Source organism: Streptomyces sp. IMTB 2501, from assembly GCF_001953885.1.
In the GTDB taxonomy this organism is placed as follows: domain Bacteria; phylum Actinomycetota; class Actinomycetes; order Streptomycetales; family Streptomycetaceae; genus Streptomyces.
Window position 1 is genome coordinate 95,247 of record NZ_MQUS01000029.1, and the last position, 20,230, is coordinate 115,476.

20 protein-coding genes and 5 pseudogenes are annotated in these 20,230 nt (G+C 67.5%); 6 read left to right on the forward strand and 19 right to left on the reverse strand.

Features of this window, described 5'->3' with window-relative positions; genetic code table 11:
* Positions 1-27: 27 nt before the first annotated feature.
* The 6 genes and pseudogenes from AV521_RS36315 to AV521_RS36330 all read right to left on the reverse strand — a co-directional run bounded on the left by AV521_RS36315 (position 28) and on the right by AV521_RS36330 (position 6,652).
* Positions 28-2,181: a trehalose-6-phosphate synthase gene (locus tag AV521_RS36315; RefSeq protein WP_076094743.1), complete on the reverse strand. Its 2,154-nt coding sequence runs from the start codon at positions 2,179-2,181 to the stop codon at positions 28-30.
* 865 nt (positions 2,182-3,046) lie between these two features.
* Positions 3,047-3,144 (reverse strand): annotated as a pseudogene (locus tag AV521_RS51530) (NADP-dependent oxidoreductase); the annotation flags it as partial.
* Between the two features lie 474 nt (positions 3,145-3,618).
* The gene (locus AV521_RS36325; RefSeq protein ID WP_076094746.1) at positions 3,619-4,050 is read right to left on the reverse strand and encodes a hypothetical protein; all 432 of its coding nucleotides are present in this window, start codon (positions 4,048-4,050) and stop codon (positions 3,619-3,621) included.
* A gap of 246 nt (positions 4,051-4,296) precedes the next feature.
* Positions 4,297-4,447, reverse strand: a pseudogene (locus AV521_RS52965) (transposase); the annotation flags it as partial.
* 47 nt (positions 4,448-4,494) lie between these two features.
* Positions 4,495-4,641, reverse strand: a pseudogene (locus AV521_RS52970) (transposase); the annotation flags it as partial.
* 505 nt (positions 4,642-5,146) lie between these two features.
* Positions 5,147-6,652 carry a S53 family peptidase gene (locus tag AV521_RS36330; RefSeq protein ID WP_076094748.1) on the reverse strand — a complete coding sequence of 502 codons (1,506 nt, stop codon included), beginning with the start codon at positions 6,650-6,652 and terminating at the stop codon, positions 5,147-5,149.
* Positions 6,653-6,840: 188 nt separating this feature from the next.
* Here AV521_RS36330 and AV521_RS51535 point away from each other — a divergent pair, with 188 nt between their 5' ends.
* Entirely contained in the window at positions 6,841-7,125 is a 285-nt protein-coding gene (locus AV521_RS51535; RefSeq protein WP_256725821.1) for a hypothetical protein, read from the forward strand.
* Between the two features lie 195 nt (positions 7,126-7,320).
* Here AV521_RS51535 and AV521_RS36340 read toward each other — a convergent pair whose 3' ends face one another.
* Positions 7,321-7,782, reverse strand: a complete 462-nt coding sequence (locus AV521_RS36340; protein WP_076094802.1) for a MerR family transcriptional regulator — start codon at positions 7,780-7,782, stop codon at positions 7,321-7,323.
* Between the two features lie 28 nt (positions 7,783-7,810).
* Between AV521_RS36340 and AV521_RS36345 the strand changes: the two genes are divergently transcribed.
* Positions 7,811-8,581, forward strand: coding sequence for a methyltransferase domain-containing protein (locus AV521_RS36345; protein WP_076094750.1), 771 nt, complete (start codon positions 7,811-7,813; stop codon positions 8,579-8,581).
* A gap of 95 nt (positions 8,582-8,676) precedes the next feature.
* Here the strand turns inward: AV521_RS36345 and AV521_RS47020 are convergent, their stop codons facing one another.
* The 4 genes from AV521_RS47020 to AV521_RS36370 all read right to left on the reverse strand — a co-directional run bounded on the left by AV521_RS47020 (position 8,677) and on the right by AV521_RS36370 (position 11,899).
* Positions 8,677-8,913, reverse strand: coding sequence for a hypothetical protein (locus AV521_RS47020; protein ID WP_256725822.1), 237 nt, complete (start codon positions 8,911-8,913; stop codon positions 8,677-8,679).
* 109 nt (positions 8,914-9,022) lie between these two features.
* Complete coding sequence (locus tag AV521_RS36355; protein WP_076094751.1) at positions 9,023-9,682, reverse strand: maleylpyruvate isomerase N-terminal domain-containing protein; 660 nt, start codon at positions 9,680-9,682, stop codon at positions 9,023-9,025.
* Positions 9,683-10,264: 582 nt separating this feature from the next.
* Positions 10,265-10,873 (reverse strand): hypothetical protein, encoded by a 609-nt coding sequence (locus AV521_RS36365; protein WP_143658712.1) that lies wholly within the window; start codon positions 10,871-10,873, stop codon positions 10,265-10,267.
* Between the two features lie 396 nt (positions 10,874-11,269).
* Positions 11,270-11,899 (reverse strand): TetR/AcrR family transcriptional regulator, encoded by a 630-nt coding sequence (locus AV521_RS36370; RefSeq protein ID WP_076094755.1) that lies wholly within the window; start codon positions 11,897-11,899, stop codon positions 11,270-11,272.
* 63 nt (positions 11,900-11,962) lie between these two features.
* On the opposite strand from AV521_RS36370, the gene AV521_RS36375 reads away from it, so the two are divergent.
* Entirely contained in the window at positions 11,963-12,445 is a 483-nt protein-coding gene (locus AV521_RS36375; protein ID WP_076094757.1) for a hypothetical protein, read from the forward strand.
* A gap of 616 nt (positions 12,446-13,061) precedes the next feature.
* Here the strand turns inward: AV521_RS36375 and AV521_RS36380 are convergent.
* The gene (locus tag AV521_RS36380; protein WP_076094758.1) at positions 13,062-13,664 is read right to left on the reverse strand and encodes a TetR/AcrR family transcriptional regulator; all 603 of its coding nucleotides are present in this window, start codon (positions 13,662-13,664) and stop codon (positions 13,062-13,064) included.
* 73 nt (positions 13,665-13,737) lie between these two features.
* Between AV521_RS36380 and AV521_RS36385 the strand changes: the two genes are divergently transcribed.
* Positions 13,738-14,565 carry a class I SAM-dependent methyltransferase gene (locus AV521_RS36385; RefSeq protein WP_076094760.1) on the forward strand — a complete coding sequence of 276 codons (828 nt, stop codon included), beginning with the start codon at positions 13,738-13,740 and terminating at the stop codon, positions 14,563-14,565.
* Between the two features lie 254 nt (positions 14,566-14,819).
* Here the strand turns inward: AV521_RS36385 and AV521_RS36390 are convergent, their stop codons facing one another.
* The 6 genes and pseudogenes from AV521_RS36390 to AV521_RS48840 form a co-directional block, all read right to left on the reverse strand.
* On the reverse strand, positions 14,820-15,041 hold the full coding sequence (locus AV521_RS36390) for a hypothetical protein (protein ID WP_179023649.1): 222 nt from the start codon (positions 15,039-15,041) through the stop codon (positions 14,820-14,822).
* Positions 15,042-15,276: 235 nt separating this feature from the next.
* The gene (locus AV521_RS36395) at positions 15,277-15,669 is read right to left on the reverse strand and encodes a hypothetical protein (protein WP_076094762.1); all 393 of its coding nucleotides are present in this window, start codon (positions 15,667-15,669) and stop codon (positions 15,277-15,279) included.
* An 80-nt stretch (positions 15,670-15,749) separates the two neighbouring features.
* Entirely contained in the window at positions 15,750-16,235 is a 486-nt protein-coding gene (locus AV521_RS36400) for a DUF2690 domain-containing protein (RefSeq protein WP_179023651.1), read from the reverse strand.
* A 274-nt stretch (positions 16,236-16,509) separates the two neighbouring features.
* On the reverse strand, positions 16,510-17,502 hold the full coding sequence (locus tag AV521_RS49670; RefSeq protein ID WP_179023641.1) for a helix-turn-helix transcriptional regulator: 993 nt from the start codon (positions 17,500-17,502) through the stop codon (positions 16,510-16,512).
* A gap of 54 nt (positions 17,503-17,556) precedes the next feature.
* Positions 17,557-17,751 (reverse strand): annotated as a pseudogene (locus AV521_RS49675) (transposase); the annotation flags it as partial.
* 290 nt (positions 17,752-18,041) lie between these two features.
* Complete coding sequence (locus AV521_RS48840; protein WP_143658713.1) at positions 18,042-18,251, reverse strand: hypothetical protein; 210 nt, start codon at positions 18,249-18,251, stop codon at positions 18,042-18,044.
* A gap of 306 nt (positions 18,252-18,557) precedes the next feature.
* Between AV521_RS48840 and AV521_RS36410 the strand changes: the two genes are divergently transcribed.
* A complete protein-coding gene (locus AV521_RS36410) occupies positions 18,558-18,785 on the forward strand; it encodes a hypothetical protein (RefSeq protein ID WP_076094765.1) in 228 nt (75 codons plus the stop codon).
* On the opposite strand, the pseudogene AV521_RS36415 reads toward AV521_RS36410, so the two are convergent.
* Positions 18,785-18,970 (reverse strand): annotated as a pseudogene (locus tag AV521_RS36415) (transposase); the annotation flags it as partial. The gene AV521_RS36410 and the pseudogene AV521_RS36415 sit on opposite strands and share 1 nt — an antisense overlap.
* Before the next feature lie 489 nt (positions 18,971-19,459).
* Between AV521_RS36415 and AV521_RS36420 the strand changes: the two are divergent.
* Positions 19,460-19,846, forward strand: a complete 387-nt coding sequence (locus AV521_RS36420) for a hypothetical protein (RefSeq protein WP_143658714.1) — start codon at positions 19,460-19,462, stop codon at positions 19,844-19,846.
* The last annotated feature ends 384 nt before the right edge of the window (positions 19,847-20,230 follow it).

The following is a 20,230-nucleotide window of genomic DNA, read 5'->3' on the forward strand; positions in this document are numbered from 1 at the left end:
CGAAAATACCGACGTCGCACACCTCGATCATCTCGCGGGCATGTCGTGGTCCCGGCCATGCTCTCTGACGCCATGGGCGGCGCCTGCGGTTGTCGGCCGCCGACAGCGACCGCCGGCGTCACGGATCGCGTCGATGACCGTGAAGGCCCATTCGGCGGGGTTCGGAAGGTCGAGCAGGCCCGCCAGGCGTGTGATGTGCGCGGCGCGTTCGTCAACCGTCATGGCCAGTGCCGCGCTCAGGGAGACGACGAGGTCGTGCGGAAGCAAGGGGTCCGTCAAGACGGCAGCTCTGCCCAGGTGCTGGGCGACACCTGTGTGGCGGGAGAGGACCAGAACACCTGGCTGGCCGGTGGCGTGGTGCGCGGTAACGTACTCCTGGGCGGTGAGGTTCATTCCATCTGCAAGCGAAGCCACCCAGAACACGTCGGCTGCCAGGTAATTGTCGACGATCTCGGGGAAGTCCAGGTTGCGGGGGATGTACTCGACCGGTTCCCAAGACTTCGTGCGCCATCGGCGGTTGATCCGGTTGATTGCGGTCTCGAGTTCCGCGCGGGTTGAGTCGTAGGCCCGGATGCCTGCCTCGGGCGGTGGGCAGACCAGACGGTAGCGCACCTGCTCCCGGTGCCGGGGTTCCTGGCCCAGAAGAGTGTCAAGGGCCCGGATCTTCTGCACCGGTGCCTTGGCATAGTCGAGCCGTTCCACGGACAGCACCAACTGGGTTCCGTCGCTGCCGCGGTGTCGCTGCGGACGGGTTCTGGCGAGACCTGCGACGGCGTCGCGGTCGATGCCGAGAGGATGCACGCCGACGCGCGGCGTAGGCCCTGCGATGCCTGCGAGGAGCCTACGGAAGTTGTCGGCGCAGTCGGCCGTATGGAATCCGGCCCAGTCCAGCTGTGCGAGCGAGTGGCACAGCTGCGCGGCTGCCGGGATGCGGCGAAATACGTCCGGGTGGGGGAACGGGGTGTGGTGGAACAGACCGATGGCCAGGTCGGGCCGGTGCGCCTTGAGGACGGCCGGCACGAGCCAGAGGTTGTAGTCGTGCAGCCAGACGGTTCCTGCCTGTGCGGCGAGGGAGCCGATGTGACAGGCGAACGCGGTGTTCACCGCCTCATAGTCGGCCCAGTGGGCGGGCCGGTCCCGGATGAGGTGGGGCTGGTTCACCAGAGCCGGCCAGAGGGTCTCCTTGCAGGCGCGGTGGAAGTAGCCTGCCCACCGGTCCGGGTGCAGCGGAAGAAGAGACAGCGCCAAGCCGTCGGCGATCGGCAACGGCTGTGCAGGCGGAAGCGTTTCGCCGGTGTGGGCTGCCGCCCACACCGCGTCCAGACGTCCGCCGGTGAGAGCGGCCTGCAGCGTCGGCAGGATGCCGTTGGGGCTGGACGGCGACCGCCATGCGCCGTCGTACCAGCGGACGGGCGAGCGGTGATAGCCGACGACCACCGAGCGGCGCACCAACCAGCCGAGCCGATCCATCCCCTCAAGGACGGCGCCAGCTCCTTCCCGGGAGGAGTGGTGGACCAGCTCGCTCGGGGGGACGCCGGCAGCCAGGGCGGGTTCCGCGTTGGCCACCATGACCGCGTGCGTGCCCTGGGAGAACAGCGAAAGGTCGTTGAGGGAGTCGCCGGCCACGAGCATCGCATGCCGGGGCCAGCCCAGGTGACAGGCCAGCAGCCGAAGTGCGCGTCCCTTGCTCGCCCTGGCCGGCAGGACATCGAAGTACCGGCCCGAAGCGTACGACCAGGAGCACCCCAGTGCCTTCACCGTGGAGGTGAGGTCCGCCGAGAGATCTTCGGGGTTCAGATAGAAGGAGCAACGGCCTTCCTGAGGCACGCCTTCCTGATACACGAGCTGCGGGAACTCTCTCAGCGCCGACCGCACACGATCGGAACCCGGCCATCCAGCGCGCAGCCGACCTTCCATGGCTTTCACATGGACCATCCGGGGAGCGTCGATGACACTGGCCCCGACATCGGCGATGATCCAGCGCGGGATCGGCATCAGGGGCTCATCCCGCAGGAGCGCCTGAACGGAGGCAAGGCCGCGTCCCGTCGCATAGACGACCGTGATGTCCGGGTTCCGCTTCAGAGCGTCACACAAACGCCGCCGATCCCGCTCCTCGCCTCCCAGCAGGGTGCCGTCCAGGTCGGACACGAGCACCTTGGACAAACCGGTGTTCCCGCCCACACGTGCTCCCTTCGGGCACTGACGACCCACAGCAGCGAAATAGACCGGCTTCCCGCCAAAGCCTGACGGTGCCTTACCAGGCAGGGTCGTGGGTCACCGGGTCGATGACCCTCCCCCCTTCGTCCACGCTCGTTTCCGCCGAGTGCACGTGCTCTCTGCGAATGTCCTCAAGCGCCTGCCCCAGCCTCATCTCACGAAGGTCACCACTTTCCAGCAGCCGAGCAATCAGCCCCGCAGGGGCATGACGCGCGGCCTCCACAAGTCGGTCGATGGCAGGATCGCCCAGCGACATGAGACCTCCAGAAACTCGGCGGGATCGGCCGCTACCGGAAGTTCTAGCCGGGTCCACTCCCGTCTCACTCGCCGAACCTGATTTTTCACCCCCGACGCGGGCGGGAGAGGGGTCCGGACTGATACCGCAGGCGCGGAGGGTGGTGTGCGGGGCGTTGAGGCTCAAGTTCGGTCCTGCGGCGACCCGACGCCGTACCAGGTCGCTCAGGTCCTGGAGAATTCTTCGAGCATCACCGAAGCTACGTGCTGCTTCCGCTGATGGTGCACCGACCAGCAGGGGAGGCCGCGTCGACGCCTCCCGTGTCCTGGTGTACGGACTGATCCCGGAGGTCAACCAGGGCGCTGTCGTTCGACCCCTGCCGACCGCGCCGCAGCCTGGCTCGTTCGGACGGGATGGGCCGGCAAGCGGTGCAGCGCCTAGTGCCGCATCAAGCAACGTTCGCCCTGTCGACGACGGCGCGTAGGCGCCGGTCGTCGGCGTGGCGGTTTCGCCAGACGAAAGGCCGGAGCCGGCCCGTGGGGACTCAGAGGACATCTCAGTGGGGCCTCTCTCACGCGAGGCCCCACGGCGGGATCAGACGGTGAGGACGAGCTTGCCCTGGAGATGACCGCCGTCGAGAAGCCGGGGCGCGTCGGCGACGCGCTCGAACGGGACGTCTCCTGCACGTGGACATCGAGCAACCTCACCAGATAGATCCGGGCAGGACCGTCAGCCAAGGGCTCACCTGTGGCGCCCAGAAACCCGAGCCACAGCAGCAGGCCTTGCGAATGCTCCTGGCGCACGGCGACCGCAGCCTGTGCCCCTCGGCTTGATCACGGTGCGCGAGAAAGAAGTCGACCACGTCCTGCAGGCGGAGAACTGCTCGGCCTTGGGTTCGCCGCCGTGCTCACTCTGGCAGTTCATCCAGGCGAGGTAGTAGCGGTCGAACGTGGTGAGCGCTGCTGGCTCCTCGGGTGCATCGCCTTCACCGCGCCCACTCGGGATGTTGCGGTGAAAGCGGGGCAACGCATGGAAACCTCCTGGGTGATCTTTGCCGTTGCATGCCCCGGTCCTCGGGCTGGTTTCCCTATCGGGTAAGCCCGGGCTCGTACGGCAGGAAGGCAACGTGAACCCAACGCCTCCGAGAAGAGCCACAGCGGGCAGTCTCACTGGACGCAGTAACCACCGGTGATTTCGTCCTCACCGACCCACACCTGGCCGTACATGTTGACGTTCGTCGTGTCTCCCCCGTCGCCTTGGGTGCCGCTGGCCCAGACCGGGTGGTTGCCCTGGTCGTAGACGACGAAGTTGTCGTCGCTCTGGTAGATGGCGTAGAAGCCTGTGGTCGTGTTGCTGTGCCAGCAGACGCGACCGTCCGAGGCTTGGAGCACCAGGTCCCCGTTGTCCTGCATGGTCAGGGTGGTCAGGCCGGAGGCGGTCTCGTTCGAGATGCTCTGGCCCGGGTACAGGGCCTCCCCCGCGTTGAGGTGGTCGCTGCCCGCCGCCGCGTGAGCGGATGTGGTCAGCGTCAGCGAGGCGAGCACGGCCGCCCCGACCATCAGTGTGCGCATCAGTTTGCCCTTCGGCTTCGAAGTCATCGAAGCTTCTCCCCCTTCGAACTCGGACGGTGTGCAGGGCCGGTAGGCCTGCCAGATCAATGTGGCGGACCATTGGCGTCCGCGTAACCTGAGCATTCTCAGGGTTGGCGGCGGGCACGAGACCATCGAGAAGTACGGCATGGACCGCTCCGCGGACCACGGCGTGAACCAGGCCGCGAGGCCGCAGGCGCCGGCGGCCGCCGCCAGTCCTTCGATCTAGGGGTCGCGAGCTGTTCGAACTGCTCGGCCAGTGACGGACGACCACAACCAGACCGGGAGCCGGTCGCCTCCGCCGGGCAGGCAGTCGACCTGGAGACGGATCAGCGTGCCTTCGGTGATGGGGAGTTCGCCGGTGGTCGATCCATGCGGAGCGGGTGGTCAGGCAGGGGTGGATGCGGCGGGTCACCGACTGGTACGAAACCGCCCGCGCGATGGCCTGGGACCGTGCTTCGGAGGCCGCCCGCCCTGCGGCGGGGAATCCACGCCACCGGGACCGGCTCGCGCATTACCCGGTCCGACCGCATCCGCCCAAGTCACCTCCACCGCCAGCCCGCGCGGACGACGGGCCATGCGCAGAACGTCGATGCCGGCCACCGTAGCCTCGTCCGGCTCGCCCCAGGTCTCCGGCCGGGCGTAGCGGCACAGGCGTCGAGGACGAGCAACCCCTGGGGTCACGGGGACGACTGGGCCACAGCCAGATGAGCTTCGCGGTGGCGAGAGCAACCCACACACGCGTCGGCCACGTGCTGCTTCCAGGTGGGGCAACATCTCGTGCCTGGCCGCCAGTCAGACTGTCTCCCGCCACGGCCGCTGACCGGCCGTCCACTACCTGCGGCAGGCACAGCGCCGACTGCGAGACGACTACATCGATGGCGCCATGCTCGAACCGCGCCGCACACCGGAGTACATCAAGGTCAACAGTGGCTGGTCATGCCCCGGCACCGAGCTGGCCCACGAACGCACCATGGAAGACGGTGCGTGGCATAGCCCGGGCGGATGGGCAGCACGGGCTTCGCCTCGGCACGGCCGACCACAGACAGCCGGGGGCCCGCGCAGCCTTGTCATGCTGCTGCGCGGGCCCCTGGAACCGTGTGGGTCAGCCGCCGTGTGCGGCGCTCACCAGGTCAGGCAGGAGCTTTGCCGCGTTCGGGGTGCCGAGGCCGGTGACCGGGTCCCAGCCCTTGGTCGCCGGGTAGCCGGGCACGGTCGGGTCGGCGGTGTTGTTGCCGGTCGTCGTGTCGTTGAAGTCGACGGTGTACTGGGGTGGATTGGCCCCGATCCGGTACAGCGCGGGGTTGATCAGACCGAGGCCGCCGCCGTTGATCTGGTCGGCGATGGATACCAGGCCAGCCCACTGCGGGCACGACAGCGAAGTGCCCCCGATGTCGTACCAGCCGGTGCTGCACGGTGAACTTCCGCATTTCAGGCCGCTGTTGCCGTCGGGCGGCAGCGATACGTAGACCAGTGCGCCGGTGCTGGGGGCCGCCTGCAGACTCACGTCCGGAACACCGCGTTTGGCCCCGATTGCGGTGCTGCCGTCGGGAAGAGCGCCCGCCTGGTAGTCCGGCCGGTCGAATATTTGACTGTAACCGCCGCCGGAGAAGGTCCAGCCCACCTCCGACTGACCGGAGTCGGTACCGCATACGGCTGGTTTGTCGGCGCTGTCGGTGACGCGTGCGCCCGTCGCGCCGGGGTCGGTGCACAGGTACGTGCCGCCGACACCGGTGACCAGCGGGTCGGAGGCGGGCCATTCGACAGACGGGTACGGGATCGGGGTGCCGCCCGACTTGACCGGGGTCTTGGTGGAGTCCGCGGTCCCGTTGTCACCCGAGGAACCCAGGACCGTGACGCCGTTCTGCGCAGCCGACTTGAAGGCGTACCGCAAGCCCTCCAGCGACTGGCTGCTGCCGAAGGCTCCCTCGGCGGAGGCGAAGGACTGCGATATCACCGTGGCCATGTGGTGGTCGATCACGTACTGTTCGGCGGCCATCATCTGCGGGAAACCCTGAACGCCGAGGGTCTCGGCGGTCGGTGTGGTGACGAGCAGGATGTTCGCGCCTGGGGCCATCGCGTGCGCCGTCTCGACGTCGAGGGCGACTTCGAGCGCCCAGGCACTCTTGTCCTCCTGACCTGTGCCCTTGCTGGTGGGCGGCGGTGCCACGGTGGCCGGGGAACCCTGAAGGTGCAGTTCGCCGAACTTCGGCATGCCGGCCTGGCAGGGCACGCCCTCTTCACCGCACATCGCAGCCACCCCGAAGGCCTGGTCGAAAACGTGCAGGTCGTGGGCCATGGTGTCACTGCCATACGAGTCGACGATCGCGATCGTCTGACCTCGGCCGTCATAACCGGCCGCGTGGAGCGGTGTGACGTTGTAAGCCGCGCGTATCGCCTGGGGGCTGAAGCACCGCCGCCCAGCAGAGGCGCACTGCGCCTGCGTGGGCGGCATCTGACTGGACGTCAACTGGAGATAGTCGGCGACAGTCGGATGCACACGCGGGTAGACGGCCGCCGAAGCTCCACTGGGAGCGGACAAGGTGCCTGTCACCGCGAGCGCGAGGCTGCTCACTGCGGTGAGCAGCCATGTTCTTGCGGGTACTGCCATCGAGAGTCCTCCTGGGGGTACCGAAGGGGACTTGCGCTGACCAGGACCGGGCGTGGTTCAGCACGGAGCGGTCCATTGGTACGTCCACCCAGGCAGGAGGGGGGTATGTGAAACAGCTGTGCGGACGGGCAGAGTGTACGGTCCTGTGGTTGCCCCTACAACGGGCTTGGGATCAAAAGTCTTCCGGGATGTGTTCCGCCTCATGGCAGCAGCGCGTCCGCCACCGAAAACGTCCCGAACACCACTCACCCGCTGCTCCGTCAGCTCGTCCGACCGGGGATGGATGCTCGCCGGCAAACCGGCTCCAACCGGACCCGCCCGCCGGGCAGCGAAGCCGCCCGTTCGCCGTCGACGCGATCGACGACCCGGCGCTGCCGGAACTGCTGGCCGAGTTGGCGGCAGCGCGGGCGGACGAGATGGACGCCGACACCGTCAACCGGGAGCTGTCCATCGCGCGCAAGGCGATCGGCTGATGGCAGCGCCAGGGCTGGATCGAAGGCGATCCGACCATCGGCATCGAGCGGCGTCCGGCACCGCCCGACCGCACCAAGGCCCTGTCCGAGAACCAGATCACCGCTCTGTGGCGCCTGGACGTCGCCCTGCGGGAGAAGACGTTCTGGAAGATGTCTATTCTCTGAGCTTCGCCATCGCGGCCTGGACGTGCCGTCTCATGAGGTTGGTGCCACGGCCTCGATCACTGCCTCTCCGGCCGGACTTCGGGGGCCGACCCGCTCGGCGATGAGCCGCCGGTAGTTCGGGCACTGGGTGACATCCTCGTACTCGCAGTTCAGGCCGCCCTTGATGAGCTCCAATGAGGCCTGGGCTGCTGCGATTCTCGACCGGAGCTCTTCGGCCGCAGGACGCAGGATCTCGTGCCGGGTGGCGCGATCGACGGTTGCAGACAGGCTCCTGATGGTGTTCAGGCCAAGGCCGGCCTCCTTCAAGATGAGGATCGTCGCCACGCGGGTGAGGTCGTCCGCACCGTAGCGACGGCGCCCGCCGGCGTCCCGACCGGGGTGCAACAGGCCCATCGCCTCCCAATGCCGCAGCACGTGCGTGGCCAGGCCGAACCGTGCCGCGAGGGCGCCGATGCTCAATGTGCCGGCGCCGCCGTCTTCGCTTGACTTCATGCCGACATTAAGTCGCAGCATGACGTCCATGTCCAAGAATCAGGAAGCGGTGGAAGAGCACCGCGACACCGAAGCCCTGCTGGCCGTCCTCGACGCTGCGGACCAGATGCCGAGCGCCACTCGGCTGCGGGCCCGCTCCTACGAACTGCTGTCTCTCGTCCCGGGCTCGACCGTCGTGGACGTCGGCTGCGGCGCCGGACGAGCCGTCGCCGAGCTGGCCGAACATGGCGTCCACGCGGTGGGCGTGGACCCCAGCCCGTGGATGCTGGCCGCGGCCCGGGAGCGGTGGTCGGAGGCCGAGTTCCAGGAGGCGGGGGCGGAGGATCTGCCGTTCGCCGACGGCAGCGTGCGCGGCTACCGTGCCGACAAGGTCTTCCACGTACTTCAGGAGCCGGGGTGCGCGGTGGCGGAGGCACGACGGGTCCTCTGTCCGGGCGGCAGGATCGTCCTGGTCGGTCAGGACTGGGACGCCATCATGATCGACTCGGATGACGCGGCGCTCACCCGCACGATCGTGCACGCCCGCGCCGACCTCCTGGGCACGCCCCGCGCCGGCCGCCAGTACCGCAGCCTGCTCCTGGCCGGCGGCTTCGACGATGTCACGGTCGAGGTGCACACCAGCGTGTTCACCGACCCCTCGATGCTGTCGCTGCTCGCGAGGCTCGCCGACCCGGCCTGCGCCAGCGGCGCCGTCGGCCGTGACCAGGCGGACGAGTGGCTCGCCGGACTGCGCCTACGCGCCGAGGCCGACCGCTTCCTCATCGCCATTCCGTTTTTCGTGGCCTCCGCTTCCGCCTAAGTGCTGTCCGACCACCTGCATCCGAAGCCGTTCGAGAACTTCGTGGAACCAACGTCCTGAGACACCACACCTAGACCAAGCGGTGTTGCGACGCTTCATGGGCCGCTGGGTGCGGGCCGGTCTCTCAGAGTCTTCGTGCTCCCGGTGTGAGTCACCGTGGGGATGCCGAGATCAACAACGCCGCGGTTGGCCGGACGCCGGTCGAGTTGTGCGAGCTTCTCCTCGGCACCGGCAAGGCTGATCTTCAGTCCCTCGACTTCGCCAAGCCATCCTTCGCGTTCGGCCTCGGCGATGCGGGCGTGAAGGTTGTCGCGGATCTCGACGAGCCGCATCCGCTGGTCAGGGTCGGGGCAGAGCATCGGACGTCTCACACAAGCTTCTCTGAACTATGGAGTGATCAGCTTTGCGTGCTGTTTGTCCAGGCTGACAACCTGCGATGAGTCAGATCGCGTTGATCGCCGTGGGCGCTCGTTCCACTCGGGTCAACGCTCTCAGCAACGCGGCTTGGCCGTGCCGCCGGGCTGCGAGCCGGGCCAATAGCACAAGCACCGGGTCGAAGGCGTCCTCCGGCAGCTGAGGGACGGCCAGCCCCACGCTGACGGCGAGATCGTCCGTGTGCACGGCGAGCTCCAACATCCGGGTGACCAGGAAGTCATCGAGACACAGCGCCCATCCCGTCTGCGGCATGAACACGGCCTGGTCGCCTGAACACTCCGCGAGCTTGGTCCGCTGCTCAACGAACGAGGTGCGGGCAAGCTTTGCCAACCACGATGCGCCCTGGGCCGCGATGCCTTCGCCCTTCGCCCGGATGCCGGCGTTGACCTCCCCGTCGAGCGGTGCATCGATCCAGGCAGCTCGGGCGTAATGTTCCAGCAGGGGAATCGGCGCCGCTTGGGGCGGGGACTCCTGCAGGGTGGAGTTGACACAGACTTGCAGGACAGGGCTGACACTTAAGATCTGATAGGCGAGGTGGCCGGCCAGGCCGCCGACCGTCATCTTGGCCAACACACTGGGCTGCTCCCACGCCGTGGCGACTTCCGGAGCCTCCAGCAGTGCTAATGCCTCTTCCGCGGCGCCCAGGTAGGCGTCCATAGCGCTCATCAAGCCCTCCGTGATCTGAAATCCCCGACATTATGGGCCCTGGGACGTGGCTGGGCAGCAGTTTCACGTTCGGCGGTGACTGTGACGGCCAGGGATGTCAGAGAAGGACGGTATGCCCAGGTCGACCTCGGTGCGGCGGGCGACGAGGTTGTCGCGGATCTCCTCCAACCGGCCGCGCTGGGCCGGGCCCGGCCGGAGGAGCGAGCAACGAACGCAAGCGTGTTCATGAACACAAGGCTTGAAATTGCGCGAGCGCAGGTGCCGATGGAGACCTTGTGCTTCTCGAAGTGCGCTAGGAATGCGTCCCATTACTCCTCGGTGGGGGTTCGATACTCATCGCTGGGCCGAGTGGCCCTGCGGCGGGCGATGAAGGCGCGATGTGCCTCGATGGTCTCGGCCGGGTAGATCGCCTTGTAGCCCATCGTCGTGTCAAGGCTCTTATGCCGCAGATCTCTTGGGCGATGTGCGGTGGCAAACCGTTCATGATGGCGTCGGTCACGAAGATCCTGCGGAAGTCGTGCGGGGAGAAGACGAGCGGTTCACCGTCGGCATCGGTCAGGCCCGTGGCGGCCAGCGCGTTGATCAGAAGCTTGCGCAGCGCGGTCGGGGTGAAAGCGCGGTGTTCGGTGCTGATATCGCGCTGGAACTGCAGCGGCATCGGCGGGTTCCAGAGCGCTCGTGGACGTCGTAGGAGGTCACCAGTGGGATCGCGCCACTACCTCCTCGCAGGCGGCGGATGATGCTGGAAAGGACGTCCGCCAGTTCCGGGCTGACCAGCAGGAGCCGTTCACTGTCGGTCTTGGACGGGGCGACCTGCAGCAGGGGCACGACTTCGCCGGTGCTGGGGAGCCGGTATTCGGTGATGCTGTGGTGGGTCAGTTCCAGGAGCTCCTCGTTGCGGATGCCGGTCAGGCGCAGGACCTCGATTGCGGCGAAGGCCGAGAAGGCTTCGGTCTCCTCGTAAGTCAGGTTCCGCCGCCGCCCGGTCGATGTCTCCTCGACCCAGGTCAGGTGCCCAGTGGCCTTGGGTGCGACGGCTCTGCGCAAGGTTCCGGCGGTGTCGGGGATCAGATCCCCGGGCCGGGTGTGCCCGGCAGCAGCCAGTAGTTCGGCTGCGGCGCGTCGCCTGCGGTCGACGGTGTCGGACAGCACCGGCAGGAGGGGAGGCCGTTCACGGGTGCGCTGGTCCATCCGGGCCTTGTGGTGTTTGCGGTCCTTGGCCTTGCTCATCTCCTCGTCGCTGATTGGGCAGGGCACCCACCCACGGCGCCCAGCGGGCTGCCTCTTCCGCAGCCCAGTGGGCGATGTCCAGATAGAAGGCGCGGACGCGGATGAGCTCGTCCTTGGCGTTCAGCCTGGGGCTGGCGACCTCGACGGCGGTGCCGTATGGACCGATCGTGGTGCGCTTCTTGGTGTCGATGTCTGTCTTCCGGGCTCGGGCCAGTGCTGGTGGCAGCCGCGGGGAGTCGATGCCTGGTGAGAGCGCTTGTCGGTGTACGAGCGCACGTGGCTCAGGTAAGTACGGATGGACGTGCTCAGTCGTCAGGCGACTCTGCTGTCCCGCTCGATGGTCATGGGGGCAGTTCTTCAGCCTGTGGCTGAAGCCGTTGGCGCAGATGCCGACGCCGTAGGAAGCGGGCCGAGCAGTGCGGCGGTGCACTCCTCGGCGAGGTCCTCGGCGTGGGCGGGGAGGGGATCGCCGGCCCGGAGGTGGCGGCGGACCAGTGAGAGGGGCAGGTCGACCACGGCGAGCGCGACTCGCTCGGTGGCCTGCTGACCTTCGGCGCCCAGGGCAGTGGCGAGGGAGGCGAGGGAGGCGCGCACACGCTGGTTGCCGCGGTCCGCCCGCTGGAGGTGTTCCTCGGGCCAGTCGGCGCGCCCGAAGTCCTCGGCGCCGTAGAGGAGGAGAGCGGCCTCCTCCGGGTGGGCGCGGCTCCAGGCGACGACATGCCGTGCCGCCGCACACCCCGACTGCCGCGCGTCGACGCCTGCTCCGAGGGCCTTGAAGTAGCCCTCCTGGAAGCTCTCTACCGTCCGCAGCCACACCTCGGCGAGCAGCGCGGCCCGTCCGGCGAACCGGTGGTACACCGAACCGCTCGGGGCGCCCACCTCCATGGCGACCGCGGACATCGTCACCGCGGCCGGGCCCCCTGCGGCAGCCAGTCGCACGGCGGCGTCGAGGAGCTGCTTCACATCGAAGCGGGGTGGTCTTGCCATGAACTAGAGAGTACTCTCCACAATATTAGAGATACGCCTCTAAAAAGAACCCGAGGAGGACGCATGGGCGTCTACAACGTGCACGAGCGCCTGCTGGCCGCGAAGCGAAGCGAGGTGGGAGCGCTGATAGACACCCTGGCGAGCAGTGACGACAAGCTATGGCCGCAGGGCAGCTGGCCGTCGATGGCGTTCGACCGCCCCCTGGCCGCCGGGGCGGCCGGCGGGCACGGTCCGGTCCGCTACACCGTCGCCGCACATGTCCCCTCGCAATGGGTGCGCTTCACCTTCAGCGGGCCGCGCGGCTTCCACGGATTCCACGAATACGCCGCCCTGGCCGTCGACGAGGAGCACACGCTACTGCGCCACACCCTCGCCATGGCCGCCCGCGGCCCGGCGCGCCTCACCTGGCCGCTCATCTTCCGCCCCCTCCATGACGCCTGCCTGGAGGACAGCCTGGACCTCGCCGAACTGGCCTGTTCGGGCACGGTGGCCCGCCCGGCTCACTGGAGCCGCTACGTACGGCTGCTGCGCGGCCTCATGCGCTGACCACCGGGCACGCGCGCTCACGTCCAGACCGTCCAGAACAGCCCGGCCAGCGTCCGCGACACCGCGTCCAGGCTGGTGTAGTCCAACGACGGCTGCCGTTCTCGCAGGTAGTCCACGATCAGGTCGCGGACTGGGCGACACCGGATCGGATGCGATCCACGAGTTCTTCGATGCTCAGCCGGCGGCGGCAAGCCCGAATGCCCGGATCGTGGCCGGGGCGTCCTCAGGGAAGACTCCCAAGGCCCGTAGACGAAGGTAGAGCCACTACCGCGACACCGGCCTCGACACGCTGCTCGCCTCGGCCCATGACCGCCGCAGCGTTCCACTCGACCGCTTCAAGTCTTTCCTCCAGGCCGAGTTCGCCTGTTCAACCGGGCCGGACTCCCGTTGCTCCGCAAGCGTGTCCTCCTCGTGGCTTCGTTCACTTCAGGCAATGACGTCAGCGCCGTGTCCACATGATGTCGGGAGGCTGCGGCGTGGTTCCGCGCGCTATGAGAGCGGGGATGGCTGCTCGTGGCCATCGGCGGCTGCGGCCAGGAGGCCGGCCAGGATCTGAAGGTGGGTGGCCGGACCACGGTAGGCGTACGTGGGTTTACCGAGACCCAGAAGGTCGTCCCTAGGCCGGTCGTCGTTGCACGGCATCGGCGATAACCGCTGTCACGAGCTTGTTGACGGCGGCCGTGGTCGGCGGTCCGGGGTCGCGGTCTGCGAACAGGAGATGCCCGCCACCGACCAGGGAGAGGGTGAGTGAGTCGATATCGGCGTCGGCCGCGATGCGGCCCAGGTCACGCTCGTCGGCCAGATAGACGGAGATCGCAGTCGTTGCCTGGGCGAGGATCGCGATACCGCCTCCTGGCCTGGCTTGCCGCAGCCGTGCGCGCAGCTCATCCCGGAAGGTGATGAGCGGGATGAGTGCCACCGGAATCGGTCCGAACAGGCTGGCCAGCGCGCTGGTGAGGTTGTCGGCCACCGTGCCAGTTCCGGCGGACTCACGCAGCACCCTCGCCTGCGTCTCAAGCTGTGCGGCCCGGTCGAGCACGAGGTCGGTGAGGAAGGCGTCGAAGTCGGCGAAGTGCCGATGCAAGACGCCTTTGGCACAGCCCGCCTCGTCGGTGACGGCCCGGCTGGTCAGCCCGTTCGGCCCGTCCCGCAGAAGCACGCGTTCAGCAGCGTCGAACAGTTGCTGCCGCGCGTCGCGGAGGTGCACCCCAGTTGGCACTCGCAGATCCTCTCGTGCGGTCAGCCCGATGGCATCCGTTGCCTAGTGGGCTTTCGCCCACTAAGGTGGGCGCATGCCCACCTTACCGCGAGAACAACCAGAACCATCCCCAGCAGAGCCGCATAAGGCCCGGCGGACGGCCGAGTCGTTCGGCGTGGATGCCCAACGCTACGACCAAGCCCGGCCCGCCTACCCCGATGCACTGGGGGCGCGGATCGTCGCAGGGAGCCCCGGGCCCGACGTGCTCGACATCGGCTGCGGCACCGGCATCGCAGCCCGTCAGTTCCAAGCCGCTGGGTGCACCGTGCTCGGCGTCGAGCCCGATGCGCGGATGGCCGATTTCGCACGAGCCCGTGGCCTGGAGGTCGAGGTGGCGGCCTTCGAAGCCTGGCAGCCCGCCGGCCGGACGTTCGACTCGGTCGTCGCCGCCCAGTCGTGGCACTGGGTGGATCCGGTCGTCGGCACCGTGAAGGCGGCACGTGTACTGCGTCCAGAGGGACGGCTGGCGATCTTCGGGCACGTGTACGAGCCGCCTGCCGAGGTGGCTGAACCGTTTGCCGCTGCCTTCCGGCGGGTGGCGCCCGACTCCCCGCTCAGCAGTCAACCTGCCCGACGCCCGCTCGACCTCTACCAGGCGGGATACGCGAAGTTCGCCGACAAGATCCGGGAGACCGAACAGTTCAACGACCCCGAACAGTGGCGATTCGACTGGCAGCAGTCCTACACGCGCGACCAATGGCTGGACCTGCTGCCCACCACCGGCGGCCTCACCCAACTCCGTCCCGATCAGCTGGCCGAAATACTGGACGCGGTCGGGGACGCCATCGACTCCATGGGCGGGCGCTTCACGATGAACTACACGACTCTGGCCGCGACCGCCGTGCGCGTCGACACCCCCTGAGTCCATCCGCCAAGTCGCAGCCGACTTAGGAATCCGCGCGGCCGTTCGATGCTCTGCCGGGCGCAGGCAGAGTGCGGCCAGCAGCGCGGGCGGCCATACCGGCGAGGGTTGTCGGCCGGGCGGGTGCCGGTGACGACGGGAATGCAGGCGGGACCGGGGTGCTTCATCGGCGCGGTGTGCGTAAGCAGGGCACCCTGGGTAGCAGTCATCCCCGCGTGATCCGGATGAGCAATTGTCAATAGCTGTGGCTCAGTTCACCCTTCTTCATCTCCGCTCGGGAGGCCGGCTTCCGGCTGCCTGCGTAGACGCCTGATCTCCGCGATGTGCCGGGGTACAGCTTCCCGGGCGGCGGCGTTGAACTGCACGTTCTCGTCCCAGCACTCGTCAGCGGTGTCGACGTGGCGGGGGCGCTGGATCAGAGTCGCGGCGACGGTCTCGCGATGGCCGAGCTTCCGGAGGGGCCGTGTGTCCGTCATGCCCCGCAGCGGGTCATCAGCACGTCGAGTGCCTCGTTGAGGTATGCGCGGAACTCCCCGCCCTCCAAGGGGCCTTACACCGTGTCCTACATGGTGTAAGCGCGCGCTGATCCTGATTCGGGGGGCGCAAGGGGCCGCCCCACCGCGCTGGTGCGGTGGGGCGGCTTCGGTCGGGGCTCCCCGGCAGGGATTAGACACTCATCACGCGGCATCTGCCAGACCTGCGCACCATGAGTCAGCACCCGTAGTCAAAGTGCGGGCTGTCGCCGATGTGCATCGTGGATCCCACGTAGTAGAAGGCGTGGGCATGCAGGCCCCGATAGCAGCGGATGATCTTCAGTCGAGCCGGTTGGCCTTGCACCGTGTACACGTAGGAGGAACTGCGGGCGGCGCAGGGATGCCCGTCGTCACGGGGAGCCTCGAGACCTGCGTCACTCCAGATCTCGATGTACATCCTGCAGTTGGAGGGCTGCGGGCCGGGGACGACGTTGAGATACACATCCGCAGTCACGGCGGAGGTGTTGCGGTCGCTGATGCACACGCCGACATCCCAGCCGTTGACCTTGATGTGCGGATCGCAGCCGCCGGTCGCGGCTGATGCGGAAGTGGCAGGGAGGAACACTGCCATGAACAACAGCAGCAGAGTTCCCGCGGTCGCGGCGATGGGGTGGCGCGTGAACCTCGGCCCACCGACTGCTCGTTGCCGTATCACTTCGTGTACCCGGTGCAGGCACCGTTGTCGCTGTTGACGTCGTTGGCGCATGCCTGCGCCGGCCCCGGCGCGTACACCATGTCCGTGTAGTGCTGGCCCCCCGCGGCGATCTCGACGGCCTCGCCCACCTGGAGATGCGGGCTCTGACGCTCCACGTTGACGGCCCACGTGCTCTCGTAAGCGGCAGTGAAGCGAGTCCAGTTGGTCTTGCAGTGGTTCGACCAGCGCAGTTCGATCTTCCCCCACGGCCTCGTGACGGTGAACCCCGCCACGGTGACCGCGTCCGCGTTGCAGCCCTGCTTGATCGGGTCCTGCCTGTCGCAGTTCTTCTGGCTCGGGCTGGTGTAACAGGGGCCGGTCGACGCGGGCTGGGCGGTTGCCGCGTGGGCACTCGTGGCGGGAAGAAGGAGCAGCCCCGCAGTGGCTACGGACGCGGCCAGAACGCGCAACGTCGTTGCGCGTATCCGGGAATGTGGCAGCACAGAACGCATGGTGAACCTCCGGGAGAGCAGCGGCCCGCTACGACTGCGCGGGATCCTGCCCCACAGGACAGCCACCCGTACGGTGTTCGGCAAGGGGAAAACAACAGAAGTTGTTCGCTTCTGTTCGGACACCGCTGAACAGGGAAAACACTGGCCGTCAGCAACTGTTCAACGGTCGTGCTGGGACCGGACGAAGGACGACCGACAACGGCGTCCGGGTGCTCTGATTCCTGCGGGCCAGCATCCGATACCTCACCCGGCTTTCGCCGCCCGGTCAGTTCTTGTGGGGGCGGACCCAGACAACAGCGTCGAAGGTCACCTGGTCCGGAGTGCCGACCGCATCGTGCTGTACGTCGGTCACGCGAAGCAGGGCGACCCTGTTGTCGCTGGTGATATCGCACAGCAACCGTCCGGGCCGGATGTCGTGGGCGGCAAGAGCGACCCCGTAATTCTGCTCAAGCGCGCACTCGCTGAAGGTGCCCGTGCTACCGGGAGGGAGGACGGCCATGTCGGCGTTGCGGAGTCCGGTCAGCGCGTGATCAGAGAAATCGAACTCGACGTCGGTGCTGGTGGGGCCGGGAGCGGCTTGCTCGGCCCAGTCCGGGGCAAGCGAGTCCAGGTCCACGGCACGACCCGGGATCATGATCAGCGGGCCGTGCCTCCGCTCGGGCTCAGGCGTTGGCGCGGTTGCGGTGGTCGGGCTCGCTGACGACACGGTAATCCGCGGTGAACCGTGGGAAGCGATGTGCGCGCGGGGACTGTGATCGCCGTTCGCGCCGACGAGCCCTGTTGCTGTGACGACCGAGGCAGCCGCAGCGCATACGATCAGCACGCCCATCCTTCTGCTGTATCGCCTTTCGGACTTGATCAGTCCGGAGGCGACGCCGCCGCTCGCAATGTTCTCCTGCGCGGTTGGCTTGTCCGGAAGGGTGTGGTCTCCGGCCATACCGCGGTCCGCGCTCAGCCCGGCCATCTCACCGCTGGGTTGCCGATTCAGTTCGGTGCGGACTTGCTCCCAACGCCGAGTCCACTCGGCCTGCGCTTCCAGGCCTCCCCCACACGCACGCACGAAGGCCAGCGTGGTCTCCAAAGTGGGAAGCCGCTTCCCGGCCGCGGCGGTGGACAACGTACTGGGCGCGCAGCCGACTCGACGTGCCATCGACCGGTAGTCCAATGCCCCTGATTTTTCTCGCAGTACCTGCAGGTCGTAGGCGAAACGCTCTAACGGTCCGGCGTCCGGGTCCGGCCGGTTCCGTGCACGTGCCATCGCGCACCCCAAGATCGTCCGAAAAGGCCCCCGATATCGGAGACAGTCAATCATCGATACGCCGAAGCACGGAGGCAAGGATGCCAGCACAACCGCCGACAAGGACGTAGATGACCGCAGCGAACAGCGCCTCATCAGGCGTTTCCTGCGTCGCCCGCCCTGCGGCCCAACCCTCGACTGCGGGATCAGCTGCTCCGCGATCTCCCACAGCCCGTCCGGAACAATCCCACTCCAGGTATCCCACCCCATGGCCAGACCAGCGAGCCCTCACGACAAAGGACACGGTGTTGGTCCGAGGGAACTTGAGCGCTCACCCGCACACGCCGTGAATGTGACCGTCACCCGATCGTGCTCCAACTGCGCATGCCACGCCAAGCCGCCCACCGGCCGCAGGGTCTGGTGCCTGCTGGGGTCAAGCCCACCGCACGGGCAGGGTCGAGACGGTGTAGACCAGCACCGCTTCGCGGTCGCTCACGCTCAGGGGCCGGTGGCCTTGAAGGTGGACGCCACGGCTGCCTCGTCCACCACGTGCGCGCAGGTCAACGACCTGCCAGGGCGCCGAGCCGTCCGGGGCGACGCCCGGGTACCTGGCCGAGGCCCTCTCTAGGCGCCTGGGCCGCCGGATCAACCATGAAGACCTGGGACTTGGTTCCCGGCCCGAGGGTGAAGATGAAAGCATCTGGCTGACGCTGGGCTTCGATCCGATCGAGAGAACCGCCCATCGAGCGCAGGTAGAAGGCGTAGGCCACCGACTCGAATGATGGTCTGCGTAATACCGGCCCGGGCTTTCGTCACTGGTGACACGCATCGCCAGCAGAGAGCGCCACCCCCTACCTGCTCACGCCGGTCTTTCCGCTGACTCCACCACGACGATCAGTCACTGACAGCCACATGCAAACCACCAACAGGACGGGGTAGGTGAGGTTCCCTGAAGCCGAACAGAGCGAGCGGCTGGGGCTACTGGCCGGTGCTGAGGTGTGTTGCCGGACGCGAGCGCCCGTGCGCCCTGCACGCCCTCTGCCCGACTGCCCCTCGCACGCCGCACGGTCAACCGCATGGGGGACAACTGGGAACAGCAATGCGCGGGACGCGGCGACGACAGCGGCTGTCCGCACGGAGCCGTACTGACCATCAACGCGGGCATCCTGGAGCACCGGTGCGACGAGTGCCGGCACTACTGGGAGCTGGACGAGACGGAACCGGGACGCCGGGCGGCCGAGGATGACGAGCTGACCCGGCCGCTGGGGGATCCGAGGGAGGCGGGACCGGGAACAGCGCCGTAGGCGGCTCCCCCGTCGGCCAGGTCGATGCCCCAGGCCACCTCTTCGCCCAGGGACAGGACGTCGGCGATGAGTTCGAGAAGCTCGGGCTCGTCGTTGGCGACGCGTTGCGACAGCAGCCGACGGCCGCTTTCGTCGATCGCGGCGCAGTGGTGATGGGTCTTACCTGCGTCGATGCCGGCCCAGATCGCGGCCCTGTGGTGCCTCCGTGCGGTGTGCTGCTGGTGCCTCCCGACGGACGACCTCGCTGTCGATTCCCTACGAATCGATCATTCGCAATTCGCAATTGGCAGCCGAGTCGTCGTGGGGTGCCGAGCGACCAATCGTTGTAAGCCACTGATGGCAAAAGTTGGTTAGCCACACCCGGCACCCCTGGGGGGCCAACCATACGAAGGTATCGCCCAGTCCCGAAGAAGAACGTGGGGAAGTCAGTCGGGGGCAGCGCCTCCGACCTGGGCCGACTGGATTGGCCGTCAGACAGTGCCTCTCGGTAAGTGCACGGTGAGGCAGCCCGGTGATCGTCTGACGCCAGTTACGAGGTAGTGACAATCGGGGGCCAACTACTGGGCAAGCCAACCACTCTTCTCCGATGGAAGTGCGTCAATCAAGCAGCTATGAAGCCTAGTTGACGCAAAGGGGACGGAGATATCCAAGGAGATCCGAGTATGAAGCTTGGCATGAAGCGGCTCGCGATGGTCACCGCGCTGGGTGTGACCTCGGCAGCACTGGCGGCATCCCCGGCGTTCGCGAAGGGCGACATCTCGATTCAGGCCACCCCACACACCGCGCATGCCGGCCACGTGGTGAAGGTACGCGGCTACGGAGATGACGACGCCCAGCAATACACCATCCTCGTCATACAGGAGCGGTCCGGCAAACCCGGCCACTGGGGCCACTGGCACGCCGTCACGCGGAGCTTCTCCGGTGATGCGCGCGCAAACGTCAAGGCCACGCACACAGGCGAGCTGCAGTTCCGTTCAGTGCTGTATTCGACCGACAAGCACCACCAGCACGCGAAGACGGACCGCACCTCCACGCCGGTGACCGTCCACGTCGTCCGCTAACCGCCGCAAGAGCACCGCACGCCGATCGACCGCCTTCACCGCAACGGCGCGGCCGTTCCGGTGAAGGCGGCACCGCTCCCCGCCCGCGCCGTCCTCACTGGCTCGATGCAGAGCATCCGCGTACGACACCTCGACCTACTTGCCCAGCACCTTCCACCCCAGCCAGTACAGCCATGCCCCACCCTCAGAGCGCTCACCCCGCACGACGTAACGGCTGAGTTCGCTGTCAAACGTCCGATGGGATGACAGGGGACAATCACTTTGCCAGGCGCCCCGCGGTCGGCGTTTTAAATGTTCACGAGAATCGACAGCGCCTGGGCCAGGCACGGGCCGGCGCTTGGGGAAGCTCGGTGAGGTCGGCAGCAGCAGGTGACCTGGCGTCCG